Genomic DNA, 20,767 nt, shown 5'->3' with positions numbered 1-20,767 from the left:
AGTCTTGCAATGTTTCCCTCCTTTGGTTATTAAAAAAGCCACGCTGTTTGCGTGGCTTAAAAATAGAGAATGTCGTAATCTCTGACTGCTTCAAATCTCATATAATATTTTCTGTTTTTTGACATTGCTTATCCAATGCAGAAACAAGGTAAAACATATGCATGTGCCCTTGATAAGTCCGTCTCAAGCCTCTCGTCTCCTACAAATTGCATGTGGGTGCACTTGCAAATGAGGTAGTTCCATTGTCTATCGAGTCCTCTATCGCAGAACATTGTTCTAAGCCAACAATTATTCAGTTTACTGAGATCATCTATAGAGTTTCTGTAAGTTTTTGGCCATGGAATGAAATAGTCAGGTTCTGCTTTTTCGTGAATGCGCCCCTCAAAAGAACTGTCACTAGGGCAAAGTTCTGTAGCGCTAGGTATAAAAACGCGCGTCTTGAATTGGTTAACCTCCCATTCTTTTCTCTCGTAATTGTATTGTGTGTACGAAGGGTATACTTCCATAATGAAGTTAGCTAAACTATCTGGGAGTTGTCTGTAGAAATTGTTGCAGTAACTCCGTATGATAGTATATCGGTAGTTCCATTTTTCCCACTGCATTGGAGTTGCCTGGTTGTCATCGGGGCTTCCTATATACTCTGCGCCTAGAATTCTATCGGGGTATGGTTTATCTGCTGCCATTAGTGCTACTGGAGGATTAGAATACGGAGTGTTACCTATTTCTACTATAATAAACTTATATTGTGTTCCTAGTACTGTTTCACGAATGTAGTCTCCTGGGTATATGCCCATTCTGGATCTGTCATATATTGCACCCTTAATAATTTCAACTGGATTTGCCCCGCCTGAATAGCCCAAGTATTTCTTGAGGGGTTTCCATCCTTTGATAGGTTCAAAATCAGGTGTAATTTCTTTTCCTTTGTATGTTCCTGCTTCTACTTCTGCTAGACGTGCATTGTGCCAAGCTGTTTTTTCTTCTTCACTAATTTCATTAGTAATTATGAATGGCATTTGACATACTGGCATTGTCTCTCCTTTATGAGTGATTATTTATATAAGATTCGTTTTGTGTTCCGCCTTTTTTATCGCCTAATGCTATAGCTATAAGGCGGAGGTTTTCTACAGTTTTTTGTGCAGATATGGTTACTTTACCCGTGTAGAATCCTCCGCTAAATTCAAAGTTGAAAACTGGTTGTGCTTTCGCGTACGCTTGTAAGTTACTTGTTTCACTTTCTGGGTATACGATGATTGTTTTCCAATCGGGTATGCCTTTGAACAGTGGTACATGTACATCCGCTTCTCTGCTGTCTTCAATATCTACACTTACTTTGAATCCGCATACAAGAGTTTTAGAATCTTCGTTTATTGAATTTTTTGCTTCTTGTGCTGCGGATAATGCCTGTTCTGCTGCAGCGTGAGCTGCAATGATGGATTCTTCTGCTTTAGCGAGAGTTCCAGAAGATTTGGATAATATGTCTTCTGCAGTGGATGATGCTGCTTTGCATTTTTCAATTACTTTATTTATCTCTAATACATGAGCTTTGGCTATCTCGGCTGCAGTATTAGCATTGTCTGCAGCTGCGTTTGCTACTCTTGTTGCTTCGGACGCTCCGTCTCTAACTGGTTTAAGTTCTTCTACTGCTGATGCAACTCTTTTGGCTATTTCGCTAGCTTCTTTGACTGAGTCTACTATTTTTTTAGCTTCGCCAAGAATACCAGCAGAAGCATGCACTGTCTCTAATGCTTCGTGAGCTGCTTTGTCTGCTTCTTTTGCTTTTGTGATTGTAGCATCGATTTCAGCAGCATTGTTACGATATTTACTCTCAGTTTCATTGGCTTTTTGTACAGCAGATTCGGCGTTAAATCCAGCTTTTCTGGTCTTTTCCGTTTCTTGTTTGCATTTTTCAATTACTTCATTTATGTTTGATGCAGCAGTATTGGCTTTTGAGGCCGCAGTATTAGCATTCTCTGCCGCGTTAGCTAAAGCCCCTAAATGGGTTTTAGCTTGTTCTGCTTCTTGTATGATTGATTCAACTTTTTGGGAAGCATTTGAGGCTCTTAATGCTTCAGAGCTTGCGGATTGTGCGGCGTTATTCGCATTCTCTGCGGCAGCTAATGCTTGTTGTGTTGCTTCTAAAGCAGATTGTTTTGATGCGTCTATATTGCCTGCTGCATCTAATGCTCGTTTGGTTGCTTCTAAAGCTTTCTCTTTTGCATTGCGAGCCTGCTGCGCAGCTTCAGCCAATGTTAGTTTGTACGCGTTTGATTCTGGAGCAAAATCATCAAGAACAGCATGGTCTACTATAGCTGTGAAAGGTCTCGAGTATAGAACTGAATCACCTTCTTTTATCTCAAAGCTCATAGCGACTTTGCCAGGCATGCGACATGCGTCTGCTGGTATTTTACATGAGTAAACTATTCCATTATCTGTAGCTTGTTTACTCATTGCAACTTTGCCGCCCATAAGAACTCCGAGCTGCTGATTATATACAAGATTTACTGATATGTTTTCAGAGTCAACTGGCACCCCATTGTTTAAGAGTTGGACGTTGATAATACGTCCTTGTTTATCTCCTGCATTTACGCGTATATCGGGGATAAAAGCATTGGCATAGTCTAAGTGGATTATGCTAACGGTTGCATCTTTATAGCTAGTCATATCAGTGTGCTTTCTCTTTTGAACTTGTATTTTTTAATTCTTGTAATTGTGTTTCTAGATTTTGTATTTTTTCATCTTTTGCTTCGCATAAAGCTGCGAGTGTTGCTATTCGACCGCTCATATCCGCAATTATGCTTTGCAGGTTATTTGTTATACGTGTTTGAATGTCATTATTCTGCATTGGTGTCATTATGGTTCTCCTTTAGTTGGTTGGTCTTTCCCATTTGTAGTATTTGTAGTATTGAGTCTAATTTTGTGTTTATTTCTTCCTGTAGTTGTGTAGAAGATGCCCCTGCTGAATGGGATACTTCTGCGTCTATAAATTTTTCTATAGGACGTGGTGGGTCTTGTGGCGTTATGATTATTTGACTGTTATCCATATAATTCCTTCCTTTTATATGACGAACCCATGGTCAAACCCGAAATCAATGGGTATCCATTCTGCTACTGTGCCATCATTTTCGCGAATTACTGTAGGCAGTAAGAATTGTCGTTTGCTCAGATTTGCCCCATTCTCATACCAGCAACTGCTATTGATTTTTGCATTACTGATTGAGTAGTTATGTAAGTTCACATCACAAGAAAAATTAATGCCTTTACTGTAGCCGTTCCAATAATCTGGCGAATATGTCATCATGGTAGTGTATGCATCAGTAGACCCTTCTGGCCTCCACCCCCACGTCATGTAATTTATGCCCTCTAAGTCGAATGCCAGTGTTTTACGCCGTCGATCTTCTTTCATATGCCCGCATGCTATTGCACCAATGTGTTCGCTGCCTACTGTAAAATCCATTCCATCTTCAGCAAAACACATAGTTTTGTTATAAATAGCGTTATTTGATATTGTCATTCCTCCAATTGTTGCGTCAGTAACTTCCATGTGGCCAGAAAGCAAATCCCAAAAATTATTTTTGTATTTATCCTGAATTTTGCCAGTACGAATAATATTTGCAGACAGATAACCGCTTTTTATGTAAGACGCGTTCAGATACAGCTTTCCGCCGTTTAGGTAAATGCCTTGAGTTTGGCCACCATTAGTAAGCTTGTTGAAAATAGCATCCTGCGTCAGGCTTTCGGTGGTGATCTCATCAATTGTTTTACCGCCAATAGTTGTAGACGCTTGTAAGGAAAATTCACCAGTTTGCAAATCCCATCGGTTTAACCCTAGAGCGTCACTGAGAACACCAGTACTCATGTATTCAGCGTTCAGATACAAGTGGCTGCCAAACATATAAATACCCTGCGTCTCGCCACCGTTGGTGAGTTTGTTAAAAATAGCACGCTGAGTAAGCTCTGAGTTCAACCGCTCACGCAATACTTCCGCCGCGTCTTTCGCGCTATCGTCAGCAATCTGTTGAACGGTCTTGCCGCCAATCTTCGTCGTTGCTTGCAAACTAAACTCGCCGTTTTCCATATCCCACCAGTTGCGGCCTTGAGCGTCCATAAGCTTACCGGTAGTAATCGCGTTAGCAAAAATACCCTCACCGGACGCAATATTCTTCCAATCCCAGTCGCCGTTAGACTTCCTCGAATTAGCAGTACGCCAGTAGCCGCCGCCAAGCTGAATAGCACGAGTCGGATGCTGATTCTCAGGCTTATCATAAACCGTAATACCTTCGCCCGGCTTCAAATACGTGTAGCCACCAACGCCATTCATCACATCATTCATGCGACCTATAAGGTCGCGAACGTACAAGCCATTGCCCTCGGCGACCGCATTCCACTCACTAGACTGAGCAATAAGCGCATCAAGCTTCTGTTGTATTGCGTGTCGCTTCTGCGTGTAAGACTCGTGAATATTACCAAGCGTAATACGAGTTGCATCAACCGAATCGAGTAAGTCTTCCTCAATTTTCAGTACGCGCCCTTCAACGCGAATAGGGGGAGTGAAAGTAGCATCAACAATCTGCACAGCGTCACCAACGCTAACGCCATGCGCGTCAAAACCAGCGCGACCAAGATTCACCACGCCCGCCTCGTAAGACACTTGAGGCTTCGAAACTTGAGCCAATCGCGCCTTAGCAAGCTCTAAAAGCTCATTACGGTCATCGCAATCGTCAAAAACCGTGTCGCCTTCAAGCACGCCCCAATACTGTTGAGCTTCAACATTATCAAGATACGGTTTGCCGTTATTTACTTCCTTAATGCCGATACGCCTAGAGTATCCGCCGGTAGAGTTCCCGTCGTCGTCAGTTTTTTCCTCGCCTTTACCCCAAGCGTAAAGGCGCGTAATAACCTGCTCAGCCATAAGAGTTCGCTTAACGCTCTTTAAGTCGCAACCGTATTCGAATCGCCTTTCAGCATTCTTATTACCACGCCGCTCCAATAGGTTTACAGTACGAGCCGTAACCTTACCATTCTCAACGCTTATGCTAGTTTCAATCTCAAGCCCGTATACTTTTGCAATGTCTTGTAAAGATTTTAGAACACTTTGATGGTAGAAGTTTAGATCAGCGTAATGGCGTATGGTGCCGTTATCTACAGTGCCAACGTTCCATCCCGTGCCTTCTAATGCTACTTTCGCGCGCTCTGGTGCGGTTGTTTTTCGCCCTCGTTTGTCTAGTATGTATACGCTTCCAAGTTCTGCAATAGAATTCACACAATACGCTGTAGTAATTGGCTTGCCTTCGTCGCGCTGTGTTTCAACGCTTTGTACAATATCCTCATGCCACAAGTCTTTGCCGTCTAAGTAGAGTATTCTGTCATTTTTCTCCACTCCGCTATCAAGTGTTGTAATGTCAAGCGTATCTGTGCCGTCTACTGCGCATGTACTTACCGCTTTAGTAATAGAGGTAATATCTGGCTTTAATGTGCCGTTGTAGCTTACGTGAGCAAATCGCATTGATGCTCCTTTACATTAAGGTTAATGGTGTTACTTCGAGCGTTCCGCTGCAGCCTGTGCACGTGATCGTGTTCGCTCCTGGTAGCAGTGTGAAGTAGTCGGAATCGATTGTTGGAAGAATGATGTTGTTGTTGATTTTGCAATTTCTGCTTTGTGGATTTGCATTAATTTCTAGTACACCATTCATGTGCGAGCCTGTACTAAAGGTAAGAGTTTTGCCGTCTTGCCTAGCTATTGACGCTGAGTCTGTGTCAAGGGAGAGTGAGAATTGCGGCCATGCTGGGCTGCTTCCTGGTGTTGCCACATGGTTTTCGCCTTCATGTAGCCTGAATGTACGCTTTTTGCCATAAACGTATGGATCTGCATCGAGTGATAGTTCTAGAAGCAGTGCGCAATGGAATGAATCTTGCCAGTTTCGTATTGTGTTCCAGTTTGATATGCTCCATCGTCCGCGATATTCTCCGTTTGAGTCGCTTGTTTGTAAGCTCCCTTGCTTTCCGTGAATTTCTTTGGCAATATGCTCAAAAAGAGCGCTTACTGTAGCTAAATCTCCTAAAGCGTAAAGGCTTAATGTGATTGCGCGTTTTTGTAGGAATGCTGTGTGCGTATCGTCTTCTACTGTTGTGTCTATTGCGCCATTGAGTCCAGGAACGGTAATGCTGGAAGTAGTTGTTTTTGGTGATTCTATGCTGATTCCCTTTTTTTCGAGATTCAGCCCCCATTCGTCGAGTGGGATTTTGTTGATTCTACATTCCAGCATTCTTGTTCCCTTCTTTTATCTTCCTAGTGTTGCCATTTTGTTTAGCTCATTGTTCATTGGTTTTGCGAGTATTCCAGCCATGACTTCGCCACCGCGTCCGTTTAGTTTCAGTGCTACGCCTTGGCTCATTACTCCGTCGAATGCGTCGTATAGATCCTGCTTTGTTAAGCCTGTTCTCGATGCATCGACTTCATAATTTGCTGCGACTTTTGCTATCTGGTTTTGTTGAGCGTTCCAGCCTCCATCAGGTGGCATAACAGTAGTCCTTAAGCGGATGGCATTCGCGTCATTAAACCAATTCCCAGATTGCTTGGTGAAGTCTGCAACTTGTTTTTGTACGCCTTGCCATGAATCGCCGAGGCCTTTGCTGAAGCCTTGCATGATAGCGTTACCCGCTGGAATAAGCAGCTTCTTGTCGTATGATATTGGTCCCTTATGCTGCGCAATCCAGTTGCCAATGCCGCCAACAAAGTTGCAAACTCCGTCCCATGCGCCTTTTAAGCCTCTGAGAAAACCGTCGAGAATAGCTTTGCCCGCATTTACAAGCCACTGACCTGCGCCGCTAAAGAATCCGAAGATTCTGTCTTTTATTCCAGTAACGAAATGGAATACTGAATCAACCCCATTTTTAGCGCCATTTTTTATACCATTCCAAATATTGCCAAAGAACGAGCTGATGCTATTCCAGGTGCTATTCCAAATATTGCTGATGCTTCTTAGCATGTTGCTAATAGTGCTACTGATCCAATTCCATGTCGACTGGCCAAAGCTTTTGATACCATTCCAAATGTTAGTAAAGAACGAGCTGATGCTATTCCAGGTGCTATTCCAAATATTGCTGATGCTTCTTAGCATGTTGCTAATAGTGCTACTGATCCAATTCCATGTCGACTGGCCAAATCTTTTGATACCATTCCAAATGTTAGTAAAGAACGAGCTGATGCTATTCCAGGTGCTATTCCAAATATTGCTGATGCTTCTTAGCATGTTGCTAATAGTGCTACTGATCCAATTCCATGTCGACTGGCCAAAGCTTTTGATACCATTCCAAACGTTACTAAAGAACGAACTCATAGCATTCCAGCCCGCGTTCCAAGCATTGCCTATATTATTGAGCGTTGCCTGCAATGCTGCACCTATAGTATTAATAAAGCTCATAAATACGTCACACAAACCTTGCCAGATTTGTTGCCCTAATTTGGTTTGTGTGAAGAACCAAATAAGACCAGCCACAACAGCTGCTATAACTGCAACTAGCGCACCTATAGGATTCATGTTCATCACAACGTTAAAAGCTGCTTGCACTGCTGTAGCTATTTTTGTTACAGTTGACCAGATTGCTGTTGCGACCTGTACTGCTTTTATAGCCCCAGCCCAAGCTAGCCAAATACCAGCAAGAGGCGTTAATACTGGAGCAAGGAATTTAACTACTTGCAAAACGCCATTTAGTAAATCGAGTACAACTTTTAATGCTACAGCAAGAGATTCGGGTGGGAATAGTGTACCCCACCCTCCGACAATACTGAACACTTCTTTGAAAATGTCGCACAACGATTGCCATATTGCTTTGAATGACTCGAATACTCCAACGTTTTGCATTGCTGTAAAGAGTTTTCCAAACCAGTCAACAACTCCACTAATAGCTGCTGACAATGGTGCTTGCATCGAATTTGTGAGATTTCCAATTGCATCTGCAATTGCGCTCATTGCTTGAGTTGTTGGCCCTTTGATTGAGTCAAAGATTACCATTCCAGCTTTTACAACGGACGCTTGCAAATTTCCCCACGCGCCTTCAATTGTTACTGTGCTTTGTGCGGCTTTTACAGCAACATCATTAAAACCTAGGTCAAGCAAAGCTTGATTAAATGCTTCGCTGGTAATTTCGCCTGCGCGCATCGCGTCAGCAAAATTACCAGTGTATACACCGTTTTTCTTAAGCTGTTCCTGAATCTTGCCAGATGCGCCTGGTATTGCCTGCGAAAGCTGTCGCCAGTTATCTGCTGTGAGTTTTCCAGCGCCAGCAGTCTGAGTAAGCACCATTGCTACGGACTTAAAGGTGTCCTTATTGCCGCCTGCAATTGCGTTCAAGTTGCCAGCCGCCTCAGCGAGCTTATCGTAATTTGCTACGCCGTTTGAAGCGAGCTGTGCTGTAGTTGAGCGTATATCTTCAAGATCATACACAGTTTTATCTGCATACGTTTGTGTTGATTTGGTAAGCTCTTTAATCTGGTTGCTGCTTACTCCTGCGAATTGCAATGTTGCACCAAACTTTTGCGCAGAGTCGGAGGCACTCATGATTTCGCTAGTAATACCGCCGAAAGCACCAATAATTTTACTGGTAACAGATTGCGCTATGCCGCTAATCATGCCCATTTTTAAGCCAAAACCTTTAGCAAATCCGCTGCCTGCGTTTTCGCCGCTTTTTTGTGCGTGAGATGCCATAGAGTTGAGTGCTTGCTGGATTTTCCCGCCTATCCCTGCTGCTTTTTGAGAAAAAGTGCTTGCGTAGCCTGTGCCTGCTTGTGAGCCTTTTTGTATAACAGTAGAGTTGGCTGATGTTAGTTTTTGGGCAATATTGCTTCCAATTTTGCTAACGTTTTGATTGAACCCAACTGCATATTTTTTGCCAGATTCAGAACCTTTTTGAGAAACACTATTGTTGGCATTATTGAAAGCGTCGCAAATAGCCTTACCTACGCCTTTTGTAGATGGCACAATTTCTACAAAAGCGCGCGCAATATTAATGCCAGTATCGCCTTTTGCCATTATTAGTCTCTTTCTCTATCTATACCAAGCAAAGCGTAAAGTTCTTCACTACTTTCCGCATGGCCTGTTTTGATTGTGGTACTGTTGCTGTTTGTTTTCGAGCCAGGCCTCTTGATTGTATTGCTGAACTTTTTGCCTTTGCTTGCGTCTTTTGTTTTGCAAAATGCTAGAAAAGCCGTATTATCTGCAATATTTGCAAGCAATTGTCGCGTCGCGTCCCATTGTGCTTGTGGGTTGATTTTTCCCCAAACGAGCGCACAGTCTGGCAAATTTGCTGCCAAGTCAGCCATTCGTCTAACGCGTATGCTTTCGCCTGTTTCGTCTAAGTTAAGCCCGTAGAATCTTTGAATATCCGCGCGTAAGGTGTCTGGCGCGATGCGCAGCATTTCTACGAGCGTGAGGAGTTTGGGGAGACTCCCTCCATAATCTTTTTGACAAAATCTGTCATTTCTTCTGGTGAGATTTGTCCAGTTTCTTTGTTTTCTAATGCGTTCATGACATGCTGATATTGGTTACCTAAAATACGTTTAACTAATGGAACTGCTGCAAGCGGCTTGGCTTCTGTGCCATCTGGGGGGTCTATTAGGGCAAGTAGCTCTAGTACTTTCCAATCATCAAATACTTGTGGGTCAATTGTAATTTCTATGCCTTTGATGGACATGATAGTTGGCTCATCTTTAGGTACAATTTTCTTTTCTTGTGTCATATTTATTCCTTTTTTAAGAATGTGTAAGAGGGTGAAATTTCCTTTCGTTTTGTTAAGAGCTGCTCACGTAGGTGAAAGGAATAAAAGCCCTACGTGAGCAAGATTTATCAGACGTTGGTATGTTCTGAAGATGCGCCACTGACTGGCTGTGATGTTCCCAAATCTGCAAAGTAATTGTATGAGTTATTGCCTTGCTTATCTGGGAAGGTGGCAAATGTTACGCTGTACGTAATGGCGTCTCCAGCGTGATATTGAACATCATCAGAATCTGTAAGAATTGCGTCGGGAAATACTTTGCGCTGCTTTTTGTTCATACCTTCTAATAGCAGCTCTGCAACAATGCTTATATGTTCAGCCTGCGGCATTCCTGTTGTGTAAGAAGTAACATCTTCTCCGTTGGCTTTGACTCGATTACTTCCATATCGAGTCCTAAGCACTGTAGCTGTAGTTTCTAGCATTGTGAACTGCACTGTTTCTGCATAAGAAGTGATAAATGATGCTGCTTGTTGTCCACTCATATTGTCGACGTCTGTAGTATCCATGTCAGTGCCGTTGGTGATACCGTCTTCGTTCAAGTCTGCTACGTTCTTAAAAGCGTCGTCAAGCTTATCCGTAGCGTTTGTAGGCAACGGTGTGCCTGCTGGCGCTACGAAAAGTACGCCGCCTGGGAATTGTTTTGCTATAGCAATTTTTCTAACCATAAAAATCTCCTTTATAAAGGTGTGTTAATTCTGAAATTCACCATGAATCGGTGATGATATGGGGTGTCTGGGTCTGGGTAGATTGTGACTGTATCTACGATTACGCTTGCAACGTTTTCTACATGCTCTGGCATTGCAATAAGTGTTAGAGCAAGAGCATCTGCAGCTTCTGCGGCTTTTATTTGGCTTGGTGCATAAATTGATGCAGAAAGAGCGTAAATTCTTTTTCTGTCGCTTATGCTTGTGCCGTTTTTTTCTACCGTTATGAAGCTGCTTGAACTTGTTGCGTTTGATGGCACAAGCCCTGATGCTTCGAAACTATCAATGCGTCCATCTGTGTTGAGGTAAGTGATAACTGTTTCTTCAATGGTTTTCATTTACCTGCTCCTACAGCTTTTGCTAACCAGTGGTGTCGCCCCTCTGATCGCATTGTTGCCAGCCATTCTTTGGAAGGATTGCTTGCTGCTGTAACGATTGCGACGGCACCGTGTTTAGTATCTTTTACTGGCAATGCCACGTATCTCGGATGTATTCCGCTTTTTGTGGCTGTCGCCATAGCAGTAGCATTTGATGCGATTTCTTGTGCTACTTTTGCTACTACTGTGTGCCCTGCTGTTCGTCGCAGCTGTAGGAAGCCGTCAAAGTTTAATTTAACGTTGTTTTTGCTCACATCATCCTTCCTTGTCTGTTACGTCGACTTCGAGATTCCAAGCGGTTGGACTCATACCTCCGTCTAGTGGCTCTGGGTCTCCTAGCACTGAATATTCGCGTCCTCGAATCCGAATTTTTGCTCCTCGTAAACTTTTGTAAGTCCAAGAGCGAGGGAAGTAGCAGATGCGTGACACTTCTATGCCGTATGGCTGTAGTTCGCTATCCGCGTTTGCATTAGCAAATACTCCGCTTCCTGGAGAAACAAGCACGTTTTCTACTTGTTCCTCTTTTGGTGCTACTTCTATAGGATTGTTGAGCGCGTCAACTCCGTTAAATACTGGGAAAAGAACAGTTACTGTTTCACCTTTCATCTGAATCTCCTATAAGATTCACATGAAAGCCTGTTTGTGCTCCTTGCCCTCGTATTAAGCGTTTTTCAGTGCGGGTCAAATACAAGTCACCAGCTGGATTTGTAAAACTCCACGATTGTGAGAAAGCCCCCACAGTTTGTGACGTTTGCGTTACTCCAGTCATTCCGTCGCCGACGTTTTCAGCTGCTGCAAGAGCGCGCCTTACTACGCTGCAACAAACGAAGCAAAGTAGCCGCTTGTTGTCTGTGAGTTTTGGCGCGCTTGCTTGCATAAGAGCTGACGCATCAGATATCAGTGTTTCTACCGTTTCACGGTTTCGCGTTGAGGCTGCTGGGTAGCGCGCCTTTACATCGTCAAACGTTGCGAACACTTCCATGCCGACGCCTTCCTGTTAGCGAGATACCACTGCTGATCCAGCTGGTGCCTTAACAACAGCGAAACGGTCTGCGAATACGTACCATGCGTACTGAACTTCTAAGCGCAACGCAACCTGATTCTTACGCTTCAAATCACCTTGACCGTCTGGGTCGCCGAATTGGATAAGTTCCAATGGAAGATTGCGTTGAATACCCCAATACACACCATTCGTAAAGTCGCCAACAATAGCTTTAACGCCACTGTCTTGCTTCATTTCAGGAAGACCGTTTACGGTAGTAGACACGGCTGTTTTAATGCCCTTATACTGAGTCATTCCAGTACCAAATCCAAGTTCTGGATACATTAAATGACCTTGCTTATCTTTAGCTGTAGCAAGAGCGTAAGCAGCTGGCTTGGAAAGCGCTAAGCCGTTTACGTCTGTTCCTTCCCCGTCTGTCAAAACTAAGCCAATTGCCTTTTCAATGTCTGCGTCAATGTTTGCAGTAGCATCAACGGTTTTCTTTGTAGAAGTAAGGTAGTTCGTCCAGTCGGTTGTTGTGCCGTTTGCTGGGTTTACGCGATGGAATACGCCAAAGTCGAGCGCGCGAGCCAACGCTGTTGCGCCTTCCTCTGCGAGAGTTTGCATAATACCGATTTGGTAGTCTTCGTCAGCCCACAACACTTCGTTGCTAAAACGCATTGTTACCTGAGTCTTATGCGGAGTTACTGTTACAGATCCAAATGTTGCGTTGGTTGCACCTTTATCTGCGCCTTCTGCAACAAATTCTGCACGTGGCTTCGAATCCAAGGTGACGAGTGTGGAATTGCCAAAAAGTGTTGGCTTTGCAGCAGACAATGCTGCAACAGCAGAGCCAGAAGTTACACCTTTTACAATTCCCTTCACCAAATGGTCAGGGAGCTTTAGGTCTTTAGATTCTAAAATTGACATAATTTTTTACCTTCCTTACATAGGGTTTTGTTTAATCGTTAGAAAAAAGTTTGCGAACAAACGCACGAGTTGCGTCTACTTTTAAGCCATCTGGCTCATCGTTAAGGCGAATACTGTCTGTTCGCGGTTTGGAAAACTCTTTAATTGCTGCCGCATGATCACGTAATTCTTTTTCTGTTGAACCACGCAATAGTGCAGCTGGTACGCCAGTTTCTTTTGCGATGAGTTGTGTGAGTTCATCGTGCTTGCGCTGAGTTTCAATAGCAGATAGTTTTTCTTTCAGCTTTGCTTCAGATTCTTCTGCTGCTTTGAGCTTTTCAGCTGCTTGTTCTGAACTCTTGGCTCTGGCTTCCCATTTGCGTGCAAACCCGCGCCATTTTTCAGCTTCCGCTTTGTAATCTACTTCCTCGGTTTTTTCTTCCGCTGAAGTAGTTTCGGCATTGTTGAGTTCTTCGACCTTTTCGGTTTCTGTCTCTTGTGTTGTGTTTTCCAACTTTTCTCCTTAATAAAAAAGCCCCATGCGGGGCTGGTTAATAAAAAACCACCTTTTGCAAGGTGGCTAAAATCTGATAATTGCTATAAGTTATAGCGTGAATTCGTTAGTATCGTTTAAGTATTCTTCTTTAAGTTCTCGTTCAAGTTCTGCTCGTTTAGCAAGATAGACTTTTGCACAATTAGCACATAAGTGGTGACTGAACCCAACATTTATCCAGCCTTTAAGTGGAGAATCTTCCCTCAAGTCAAATCCTAGTGTTGGTTCTGCTTCGGGTGCACATTCGACTTTAGCTTTGCAGTGGTTGCAGAATAGTGCAGCTTTAGCAAGATATGTCATGTTAAATCCTTTCTAAGCATTGAATAGGATAAAGCCGTGTGATAGAATCGTATTGAAAGCTAGGGCTCCTCTTACCCCTTAATCTCGTAACGAGTTGGTTTGAGGGTATGACTAGCTTTCATATATTCCAACTGTTTTGCCATCTTTAATAATCCATACTTTACTTAAATGTACCTCTACGCGCCGTAAGCGAGATTTTGCTGTTTTAATTATTTCGCTTTCGCTTATAGGAGTATCTGTAATATCCAATATGAGATTATTACTTTGCTTGCCACCATGCTTGAGCGCGTTCATTATAGTGTTTTTGCCACTGCCTGAAATGGTTTTTAATTCCCATATTTCTTTATCTATTGTAAAATCAGGATTTTTCTGATTTTGTATATTTTTAACTGGGTTTGCTGTAACATTATGCCCTGATTGTGCAATCCATTGCATAGCACGCTTTTCTTTACTGTTAACACGCGCTCCGTCGGGTATGTTTATTGAACCTTTTGAACTCTTTGCGTTTTTAACTGGTTTGCATCCGTCAGAACAAAGTCCAGGCGTTTTTCGTAGCTGTGCAAGAATTTCTTTCATGCTTGGTTCAACAACTTCGCTAGCATCTTTACCGTTTTTGCGAGCTTCTGCTTTATTTTTCTCCCAAACTATTTTTTTAGCTTTATCCCATTCGTCGCTAAGAGCGTCAGGGTCATAGCCTCTAATTTTGTTTGGATTTGCATCCCACTCAGGGCAAGCTACACAATCGCAATGATTGTGCATTTTATGAGCTGTTTTTTCAGACTTGTACACAAACCCACGCCCTGCGAGCATTGTGCAGAAAGCGCATGTTTTGCCTTGTGGCACTAATGCATAGCGTGGTTTTTGGGGGTCTCGTTTGCAATTTTCGGCGATTGTTGCACGCCCTGGTATTTTAACCCATCTATCCATGGCGTCGACGATTGCTTCGTCAAACTTGTTTCTGTTTGAAAGTATATGATCGTGAATTTCTTCAACGATTGCTTTCTTGGAATAAGTTTGTGCAAGCGATGCTTCGAAACCGTCGTCAACGTCAGGCAATGCGTCTGCACGAACTTCTTCGTACCATTTAGCAGCCGCCATAGCAATTTGTTCGCTATATTGTGATGCTACTGCTGGAATCAGTTCGTCTATGAGAGCAATGCGAGCAGCTTCTGTTGGTGCACTAGCTATTTTCTGTAGTACTTCCTGCGCTGCTTCCTGTGCTGAGTCGCTTATCTTCTTGTTGGCTGCTGCTAGACGATTCGTATCCTCCCTTGTTACCAATTGTCGTCTCCTTGCCTAGCAAACTGTTAAGTGATTCAAGAGCGCGCGTTTTTCGTGCTTCGCTGAGTAAGGTTCTGCTTTCTGCATCGCTGAACCCTAGTTGTCGCCATGCGATTTCGTTCATTGCGTATGATGGGCATGTTGCTGCAACTTTATTAAAGAAGTCGCCTCTAGCTCCCATGCTTACTTCTTGCGTTGGCTTCCAAGCAACCTGTGCAGCATAAACATCTGGAGGAATTGTTGTCATTCCATCATTTTGCAAACAAACCGCAATGCCAAGCGCTTTAATAATCGATTGGCTAAAAATCAGATTTTGCCTATCTGCTTCGCGCGTCAATTTGCGTTCTGCTACACTCATTGCTTCAGCACTTGTTGGATTTGATGTTGTAATACCAAGATCGCATGCTGGCAAACCTGTTTCACTGGCTACCATGAGCGCAATCGTTTTCAGCATCTCCGAGTGTGGAGTCATGCTTGCTTGTGTAAGCTGTTGCAAGGTTGGAGTATCTCCGTCCTCGTCCTTTGTTACACCGTTGACTGCGCTAACGTAATTGCTCCATTGCGCCTTTTGTGCATCTTCAGAAAGACCTAAGAACCATATCTTTGGAATACTATAGAACTCTGCAGTTGCTTCCATTCTCACGAATGTTCTAATCGCCATATCTGTATAGCTCATAAGCGGTCTTGTGATTCGACTTCGTCCGAATGGCCTGTCGAGCTGTGGATCGTAGCAAATTGGTACTACGCATACGCCTTGATAAGATTGTTTAGCAAGTGTTGCTTTCCATGCGCCTTCAACTTTTTTAACTTCGTATGAGTACCCTTTTAGCCAGAATCTTATTTGGTTAATTTCATTTTTCTCATTTGTTCCTGTAATGGTCATTGCAGCTTTTACTTCTTGGTGTGCCATATCCCATAATGCAGAACTATTGAGTGCACTTCTAGGTACGATTCTTACTGCTCCACCTGCATCAACGTCCTTATATATTGCCAAAAAACTGCATGAATGTTTGTATGCGCTTATGATAGCTTGTGGCAAAATCACACTGAACTGGTTTGCTTCTGCAATTGCGCGCATGTTGTGCACATCGTCACCGTTGATTTGTAGCCCGTCGTAAACACTTAAATCAGCTAATGCTCTTACTGCTTTCGCACTCCAACCAACAACCGCTTTAACTCTACGGGCCACATCTTCTGGAATGGAAATGTTCAGATTTTTAACCGTCTCATCTGCGTTAAAGTATTCTGTTCGTTTTTGATTACTTTCGTAATGCTGTTGCCATGTGTCATAGAGCCTTTTAATAGTTGGCATATCTTTTTCATCTACGCCATCAATTTTGCTACCAAATGACAACGGTTGCGAGCTTGTGTTCTCAAAATCTTGTAACGTCATACTAATAGCCTCTGCTTTCTTCCAGGATGTCGTTTACTCACGAATGCTGCATGTAATGCCATTGTGCAAGACACGAGTGGGGTAGTATCTACGTCATCACCTAACTTTCCCCAAGCAAAAAGTCCACTTTTGCCAAGAGGTCTTGTTGACGCGCCTTTTACTGCTGCTGCGAGTGCTGGCTGATCTTCATCTGGTAAATGCGTAAGTTTTCCAGCTGCGAGCATGTCCATGAATCTTCCGCATGCTTGCCCTACGTCTCGCATTGTTAGCGATATTGTTGGGATGTGTGCGTCTGCGAAATCTTGTAAGAGTATGCCTGTTGCGCTTCCTGCGTCGATTCCTACTCCTAACATGTTACGTTTACGCTCTGCTAGGAAGTCGATGAGCCAGTCTGTGCCTTCTGTAAGTGGATGCGATTCTAAAAATTCAATATGTGCGTATCCGTCGGGGTACTTCATGCAAGCGGATAATGTTAAGCGATCTCGAGATGGTGGAATCTCTACGCCGTATGCTTTAACGCCACCTTCTATGCGATTGCTTATTGTTGCCGCTTGCCATTGCTTATCGCTGATTGCAGATGTTGCTAAAGCCAATTCATCCCATATCCCTAAGACTTCGCGTCTAAATGAATCTTCAGAAAGCTGCCTACGAAGACGTAGGAGAGCAGACTCGCTTGTTCGCGTTGGATAGGATGGGTTTGCTTTTATCCATTCGTTTCTGTCGTCTAAGCTGCAATTTCTATCTGCGCTGAATTCAACGTATAAGCCGTCTCTGTCTGTTCCCTTTAATAATGCTGTGCGTTTGTCTCTGAATACTTCGCCTGGATCTATTGGCCGTGGGGGAGTACCCATGTAAAAAGCTAGCGGATTTTTAGCAGCGTTCATTGTTGGCAAAATATCTTCCAACGCTTTGATGCTAAGGATTTGTGCCTCGTCGAAAATAATCATGCTAACGTCGTCGAAGCCTCGACCGAATCCTTGTTCGCGAGCGCCGAATAGGATTCTTGAGCCGTTTGAAAATGTGAGTTCTTCTTGCCCGTTTGCGCTTCTTGTTGTTGGAATATATTTGTTAAGTCCTTTTGTATTCTGTGCTAGGCTTTTCATACTCCTGAAGGTTTCGGCGCTGGTTCTGGTTCGGTGTGCTGTCCATACTACTTTTGTTTTTGGGTGGAGTATGCATAGAAAAATGACAATCATTCCTACCGTGTATGTTTTGCCGACCTGTCTTGGTACGCTCATTACTGCTCCGGATATTCCTGCTGCATATAGTCCGTTTTTGCGTTTGCCGAGTAGGTACATTCCGAGTTCTGCTTGCCATGGGTCGAAGGTTATACCGTAGTGTGCTGCTTTTTGTTGAACTGCTGGGAATTCTGATGTAACGATTCCGTCTGGGTATATGAAATGTTTAGCTTTGGTCTGGAGTAAAGACTGCATTAAGAGTTACCTCCGAGTCTATATCTTCATTGTTTTCTTTTTCGTCATCAACTACGCCAGCTAGCTTTTCTGTTATTTCTACGTATTGCTTTGCCATGTTTGCTAATGCGCTGGCTGGAGTATCTGGACTTATGAGCGCTGCATGTAAAATGTCGCGCGCAAATCGCAGTTCGTCTTCAATCCTTCCATCGCACATTCTGTCGAATGCGTCTTTTGTTAATTCGCCGGTTGGTATTGTCGTTTTTATTGGTTTCGATTCGCCTGGAATCTCAAAAAGTACTTCTTGTCGGCTTGATTTTGTTGGTTTTGGGTTCTTTTTTCGATGTGCGTCGACTCTACATTTCTCACTGCAGTACATTGGAGCACGGCCGCGGCCTGTTGTTTTGAAAAAACGACCGCAATTTTTGCATTTCATGGCTATTTTTGCTCCTTTTTGTAGTGAAAAAATCACCGTGTAACGATTTGGCTGTAACGTAATGGCTATTTAGTGGGGAGATATTAGCCCTTTGTGCGGCTTGGTTTCCTTTGGAAAGCCATGGGGTTCCTCCCCCTGCCGAAATGCTCTAAGGTTGCAACGTTTTATGTTTCGTTACTTATGCTTACCAATTTGAGTGTTTGTTATGCTGTTTGTATGCGTCGCAACATGCTTCAGGCGCTACACTTGTGTCTAATCCATGTTCTTTCTCGTATATTCTTGCTTGTGCCCACGCCGCAGTGTGCGCTTTCTTAAGCTGATTGCATTGTCTGTGTGTAAGCCGAACGTTATTCCAGTCTGTTGGACTTCCACCTCTACTTACTGGAACTATCTCATCTACTTCGGGACTCAATGGATGTGGAGTCTTAATAGTTTTGTCTACTGGCTTGCCGCACAAGTAGCAAGTGTCATAGTAAGCAAGTACACGTTGACGCATTGCTTTGCGTCTGCTTCCATACTTACTGCGGGGATTACTCTTTGGTTTCTGTGGCATATGATGTATTTAATATAAGACTAATAAAAGCGAAAGGAGGTGGTATTTGTGTCTATTAAAATAAAAGTTGATTCAAATGCTTTGAACCAACTAGCCGATGAAGCTATGAGCCAATTTGTTGAACAATCTAAAGGTATATGCATTGTATGTGGAAAACCAATTGAACCTGTAGATTGTCCTTCTAATAACGTTGTCGCTATTCATTCTCAGTGTGCGTCTGAGCTTGAGTAGTGTTCTTATCTTGTTCGTTTGCGTATTCGTCTATCCAATCTGCGAAAGCGTGAGCGAACTTTTTTATTTCTGTTAAGTCAGGAGTAATAGTAAGTGTGATTGTAGGCTGGTTCATAGTTACTTCCTCATGTATGCAAAAAGCCCCGGGGTATTAACCACGAGGCTTTCTTTAACGTCTTTTATTTTCTATCGTGGGGGTGGTTTCTTCTTTGCGGCCACTTCACACCACAGTGTGATTATACCATTATTAGTGTTCACTTTGTCAAGTCTAGTATTTCTTCTGGCGAGTCTTATTTAATATTTCACTTATATTCCATATAACTTCTTCGCCTTGTCCTGATGTATGGATTCTTCCTGTTGAGCGGAGTCTGCGAAGTGTCCCGGCTGGAATATTTTTATTGAGAACTCGATATATAAACTCCGATGCTTGCTTGCTGCTTCCTGTATATGTAAGTTTTGCTAAGGCTTTGCAAGTAGTCTTTGCAATGATAGAACAGCTCGTTTCTGATTTGCATGTAGGGCAAGTAATATTCCCATTAAGATTTGCGCATTTCAATGGATGTTTGCATTTAGGGCACAAGCCGACTAGCTTGGTTGGCTTTGGGTTTGTGATGGCTAGTACTTTATTGCTAATGTTTTTCAGTTGCTCATATGATACTGATGCACTTGCTAATGAAGATACTTCTAAAGCGTTAGCTTCAATAATTTTCGCCACTTTACTTATTGGTGCTGTTTGCGCAATGGTTAAGTTTGCGCTGCCGAGTTGGCTTAGTATTTCCCGTTCCAAGTTTTCGAGTTGATCCGCAAGGTCAAGAGCTTTCAAGTTTACTGGAGTAACATTCTGATTTACATGCATATGTTGGCTGAACTGATCACGCCGCACTTCTCTGTATACGAGCATTTCTAATTGCCTGTTAAGAGAGGGGAGTGACATAAGCAATTTCGTATAGTCTTTTTGCTCTTTCAAAGTGTAACTTTGCATTGTGTTCCTTCCAGGTGTGATGCGAGTGTTGCTACATTCCAATAACGAATACCGTTTTTCTTTAATGGTTTTGAGATTGCATTGGTGCTGACGAGCTGTTGAAGTGCGTGCTTTCCCTCTTTGTCATGCCTGCTTAATGTTCTAAGCCTTAACGCTGTTACTAAGTAGTTTTCATCTACTTCGATTCTTTTTGTTGATTGTAAAATTTTAAGTAAGTGTTGAAGTCTGCAGCTCAGTTTTTTTAATCTGATTTGTTTTCCGCTTTGTTGGTCAGCTTTCTCAGGTTGAAGATTGCTCATCATTTTCTCCTCTCGAAATTCCTTGCACTTTCGGTGGTGAACTGCTTGAGTGGGACGACCTAGTCAAGGGGAAAATAAAAATTGAGAAAGCTTTTCGGCTTTCTCAATCTCATTCTCTCGATGACTTTAGGTCGTCCATACAGCGCTTTCGGCGGAGCCATGCCATCGCGTATGACGAGTGAAAAAAATATCTCACACGGCGGTTTGCTGTAAGGCTCTGGCGTTGCCATGTTTGCTCATCCGGTCGTCCTGTCATGAGACACCTTGCAGCATCAATTCCCGACTCTTTCCGCTCAATACTGCGGAACGCTTGTGCAACCGGTAGGGAAACCGGCATAGGTCTTTACAGCGGCTATTTACACTGCCTAAGAGGTGTAAGTCTATGCCGCGTTAAGTTATCCCACATTTGGCCAATGCGACTGCCAGAACGCCGTTAAAATGCGTTCTGGACTTGTATGTTTTTGCTATTACTGCCAATATCCGTAAAGCTCAACTGCATGGGGATAATGGCGTCGATCTGTACTGCACCGAGCGTTTACGAGCCTGTTGTATTCTGGAGGCTTAATAACAACTTCATCTTTTTG

The 20,767-nt window shown here is 43.2% G+C and carries 26 protein-coding genes; 1 reads left to right on the top strand and 25 read right to left on the bottom strand.

The features are described from left to right. Positions 1–128 precede the first annotated feature (128 nt). The 20 genes from HXT56_RS04150 to HXT56_RS04055 form a co-directional block, all read right to left on the bottom strand. Positions 129–1,028, bottom strand: a complete 900-nt coding sequence (locus HXT56_RS04150) for a DUF6273 domain-containing protein (RefSeq protein ID WP_421777816.1) — start codon at positions 1,026–1,028, stop codon at positions 129–131. A 10-nt stretch (positions 1,029–1,038) separates the two neighbouring features. Beyond that, on the bottom strand, positions 1,039–2,661 hold the full coding sequence (locus HXT56_RS04145; protein ID WP_421777815.1) for a BppU family phage baseplate upper protein: 1,623 nt from the start codon (positions 2,659–2,661) through the stop codon (positions 1,039–1,041). 1 nt (position 2,662) lies between these two features. Further along, the gene (locus HXT56_RS04140; RefSeq protein ID WP_250309653.1) at positions 2,663–2,851 is read right to left on the bottom strand and encodes an ABC transporter permease; all 189 of its coding nucleotides are present in this window, start codon (positions 2,849–2,851) and stop codon (positions 2,663–2,665) included. Next, positions 2,832–3,041, bottom strand: a complete 210-nt coding sequence (locus HXT56_RS04135) for a hypothetical protein (protein WP_421777814.1) — start codon at positions 3,039–3,041, stop codon at positions 2,832–2,834. The genes HXT56_RS04140 and HXT56_RS04135 overlap by 20 nt, the downstream gene beginning before the upstream one ends. A gap of 14 nt (positions 3,042–3,055) precedes the next feature. Then, positions 3,056–5,503 (bottom strand): phage tail spike protein, encoded by a 2,448-nt coding sequence (locus tag HXT56_RS04130; RefSeq protein ID WP_421777813.1) that lies wholly within the window; start codon positions 5,501–5,503, stop codon positions 3,056–3,058. Between the two features lie 10 nt (positions 5,504–5,513). Beyond that, on the bottom strand, positions 5,514–6,263 hold the full coding sequence (locus HXT56_RS04125; protein WP_421777812.1) for a phage distal tail protein: 750 nt from the start codon (positions 6,261–6,263) through the stop codon (positions 5,514–5,516). A gap of 15 nt (positions 6,264–6,278) precedes the next feature. Further along, a complete protein-coding gene (locus HXT56_RS04120) occupies positions 6,279–9,029 on the bottom strand; it encodes a tape measure protein (protein WP_421777811.1) in 2,751 nt (916 codons plus the stop codon). Between the two features lie 2 nt (positions 9,030–9,031). Then, the gene (locus HXT56_RS04115) at positions 9,032–9,415 is read right to left on the bottom strand and encodes a DUF5361 domain-containing protein (protein WP_421777810.1); all 384 of its coding nucleotides are present in this window, start codon (positions 9,413–9,415) and stop codon (positions 9,032–9,034) included. Between the two features lie 2 nt (positions 9,416–9,417). Beyond that, entirely contained in the window at positions 9,418–9,735 is a 318-nt protein-coding gene (locus HXT56_RS04110) for a hypothetical protein (RefSeq protein ID WP_421777809.1), read from the bottom strand. A gap of 107 nt (positions 9,736–9,842) precedes the next feature. Next, on the bottom strand, positions 9,843–10,436 hold the full coding sequence (locus tag HXT56_RS04105) for a hypothetical protein (RefSeq protein ID WP_250309638.1): 594 nt from the start codon (positions 10,434–10,436) through the stop codon (positions 9,843–9,845). Positions 10,437–10,447: 11 nt separating this feature from the next. Continuing rightward, positions 10,448–10,813, bottom strand: coding sequence for a hypothetical protein (locus tag HXT56_RS04100; RefSeq protein WP_421777808.1), 366 nt, complete (start codon positions 10,811–10,813; stop codon positions 10,448–10,450). Continuing rightward, positions 10,810–11,106, bottom strand: coding sequence for a hypothetical protein (locus tag HXT56_RS04095; protein WP_421777807.1), 297 nt, complete (start codon positions 11,104–11,106; stop codon positions 10,810–10,812). Before HXT56_RS04095 ends, HXT56_RS04100 begins: the two co-directional genes overlap by 4 nt. Before the next feature lies 1 nt (position 11,107). Beyond that, positions 11,108–11,458, bottom strand: a complete 351-nt coding sequence (locus HXT56_RS04090) for a hypothetical protein (RefSeq protein WP_250309636.1) — start codon at positions 11,456–11,458, stop codon at positions 11,108–11,110. Continuing rightward, a complete protein-coding gene (locus HXT56_RS04085) occupies positions 11,448–11,834 on the bottom strand; it encodes a hypothetical protein (protein ID WP_250309635.1) in 387 nt (128 codons plus the stop codon). The genes HXT56_RS04090 and HXT56_RS04085 overlap by 11 nt, the downstream gene beginning before the upstream one ends. Before the next feature lie 15 nt (positions 11,835–11,849). Beyond that, positions 11,850–12,764, bottom strand: coding sequence for a phage major capsid protein (locus HXT56_RS04080; RefSeq protein WP_421777806.1), 915 nt, complete (start codon positions 12,762–12,764; stop codon positions 11,850–11,852). Between the two features lie 31 nt (positions 12,765–12,795). Next, positions 12,796–13,257 (bottom strand): hypothetical protein, encoded by a 462-nt coding sequence (locus HXT56_RS04075; RefSeq protein WP_421777805.1) that lies wholly within the window; start codon positions 13,255–13,257, stop codon positions 12,796–12,798. 90 nt (positions 13,258–13,347) lie between these two features. Beyond that, a complete protein-coding gene (locus HXT56_RS04070) occupies positions 13,348–13,596 on the bottom strand; it encodes a hypothetical protein (protein ID WP_250309632.1) in 249 nt (82 codons plus the stop codon). Positions 13,597–13,707: 111 nt separating this feature from the next. Then, positions 13,708–14,877, bottom strand: a complete 1,170-nt coding sequence (locus HXT56_RS04065; RefSeq protein ID WP_421777804.1) for a hypothetical protein — start codon at positions 14,875–14,877, stop codon at positions 13,708–13,710. After that, positions 14,777–16,270 carry a phage portal protein gene (locus HXT56_RS04060; RefSeq protein ID WP_421777803.1) on the bottom strand — a complete coding sequence of 498 codons (1,494 nt, stop codon included), beginning with the start codon at positions 16,268–16,270 and terminating at the stop codon, positions 14,777–14,779. Before HXT56_RS04060 ends, HXT56_RS04065 begins: the two co-directional genes overlap by 101 nt. Further along, complete coding sequence (locus tag HXT56_RS04055) at positions 16,267–17,466, bottom strand: terminase (RefSeq protein WP_421778485.1); 1,200 nt, start codon at positions 17,464–17,466, stop codon at positions 16,267–16,269. The genes HXT56_RS04060 and HXT56_RS04055 overlap by 4 nt, the downstream gene beginning before the upstream one ends. Between HXT56_RS04055 and HXT56_RS04050 the strand changes: the two genes are divergently transcribed. Next, positions 17,456–17,608, top strand: coding sequence for a hypothetical protein (locus HXT56_RS04050; protein WP_421778529.1), 153 nt, complete (start codon positions 17,456–17,458; stop codon positions 17,606–17,608). The genes HXT56_RS04055 and HXT56_RS04050 overlap by 11 nt on opposite strands. Positions 17,609–17,674: 66 nt before the next feature. Here HXT56_RS04050 and HXT56_RS04045 read toward each other — a convergent pair whose 3' ends face one another. The 5 genes from HXT56_RS04045 to HXT56_RS04025 form a co-directional block, all read right to left on the bottom strand. After that, positions 17,675–18,118: a hypothetical protein gene (locus HXT56_RS04045; RefSeq protein ID WP_421777802.1), complete on the bottom strand. Its 444-nt coding sequence runs from the start codon at positions 18,116–18,118 to the stop codon at positions 17,675–17,677. Between the two features lie 184 nt (positions 18,119–18,302). Then, positions 18,303–18,614, bottom strand: coding sequence for an HNH endonuclease (locus HXT56_RS04040; protein WP_421777801.1), 312 nt, complete (start codon positions 18,612–18,614; stop codon positions 18,303–18,305). A gap of 253 nt (positions 18,615–18,867) precedes the next feature. After that, the gene (locus HXT56_RS04035) at positions 18,868–19,017 is read right to left on the bottom strand and encodes a hypothetical protein (RefSeq protein ID WP_421777800.1); all 150 of its coding nucleotides are present in this window, start codon (positions 19,015–19,017) and stop codon (positions 18,868–18,870) included. Between the two features lie 153 nt (positions 19,018–19,170). Continuing rightward, positions 19,171–19,884: a hypothetical protein gene (locus HXT56_RS04030; RefSeq protein WP_421777799.1), complete on the bottom strand. Its 714-nt coding sequence runs from the start codon at positions 19,882–19,884 to the stop codon at positions 19,171–19,173. Next, on the bottom strand, positions 19,866–20,183 hold the full coding sequence (locus tag HXT56_RS04025; protein ID WP_421777798.1) for a hypothetical protein: 318 nt from the start codon (positions 20,181–20,183) through the stop codon (positions 19,866–19,868). The genes HXT56_RS04030 and HXT56_RS04025 overlap by 19 nt, the downstream gene beginning before the upstream one ends. Positions 20,184–20,767: the final 584 nt, after the last annotated feature.

This window comes from Gardnerella nova (assembly GCF_049244055.1).
Taxonomy (GTDB): domain Bacteria; phylum Actinomycetota; class Actinomycetes; order Actinomycetales; family Bifidobacteriaceae; genus Bifidobacterium; species Bifidobacterium vaginale_H.
Note: the sequence above shows the minus strand (reverse complement) of the source record. Positions and strands in the feature narration are given on the sequence as shown.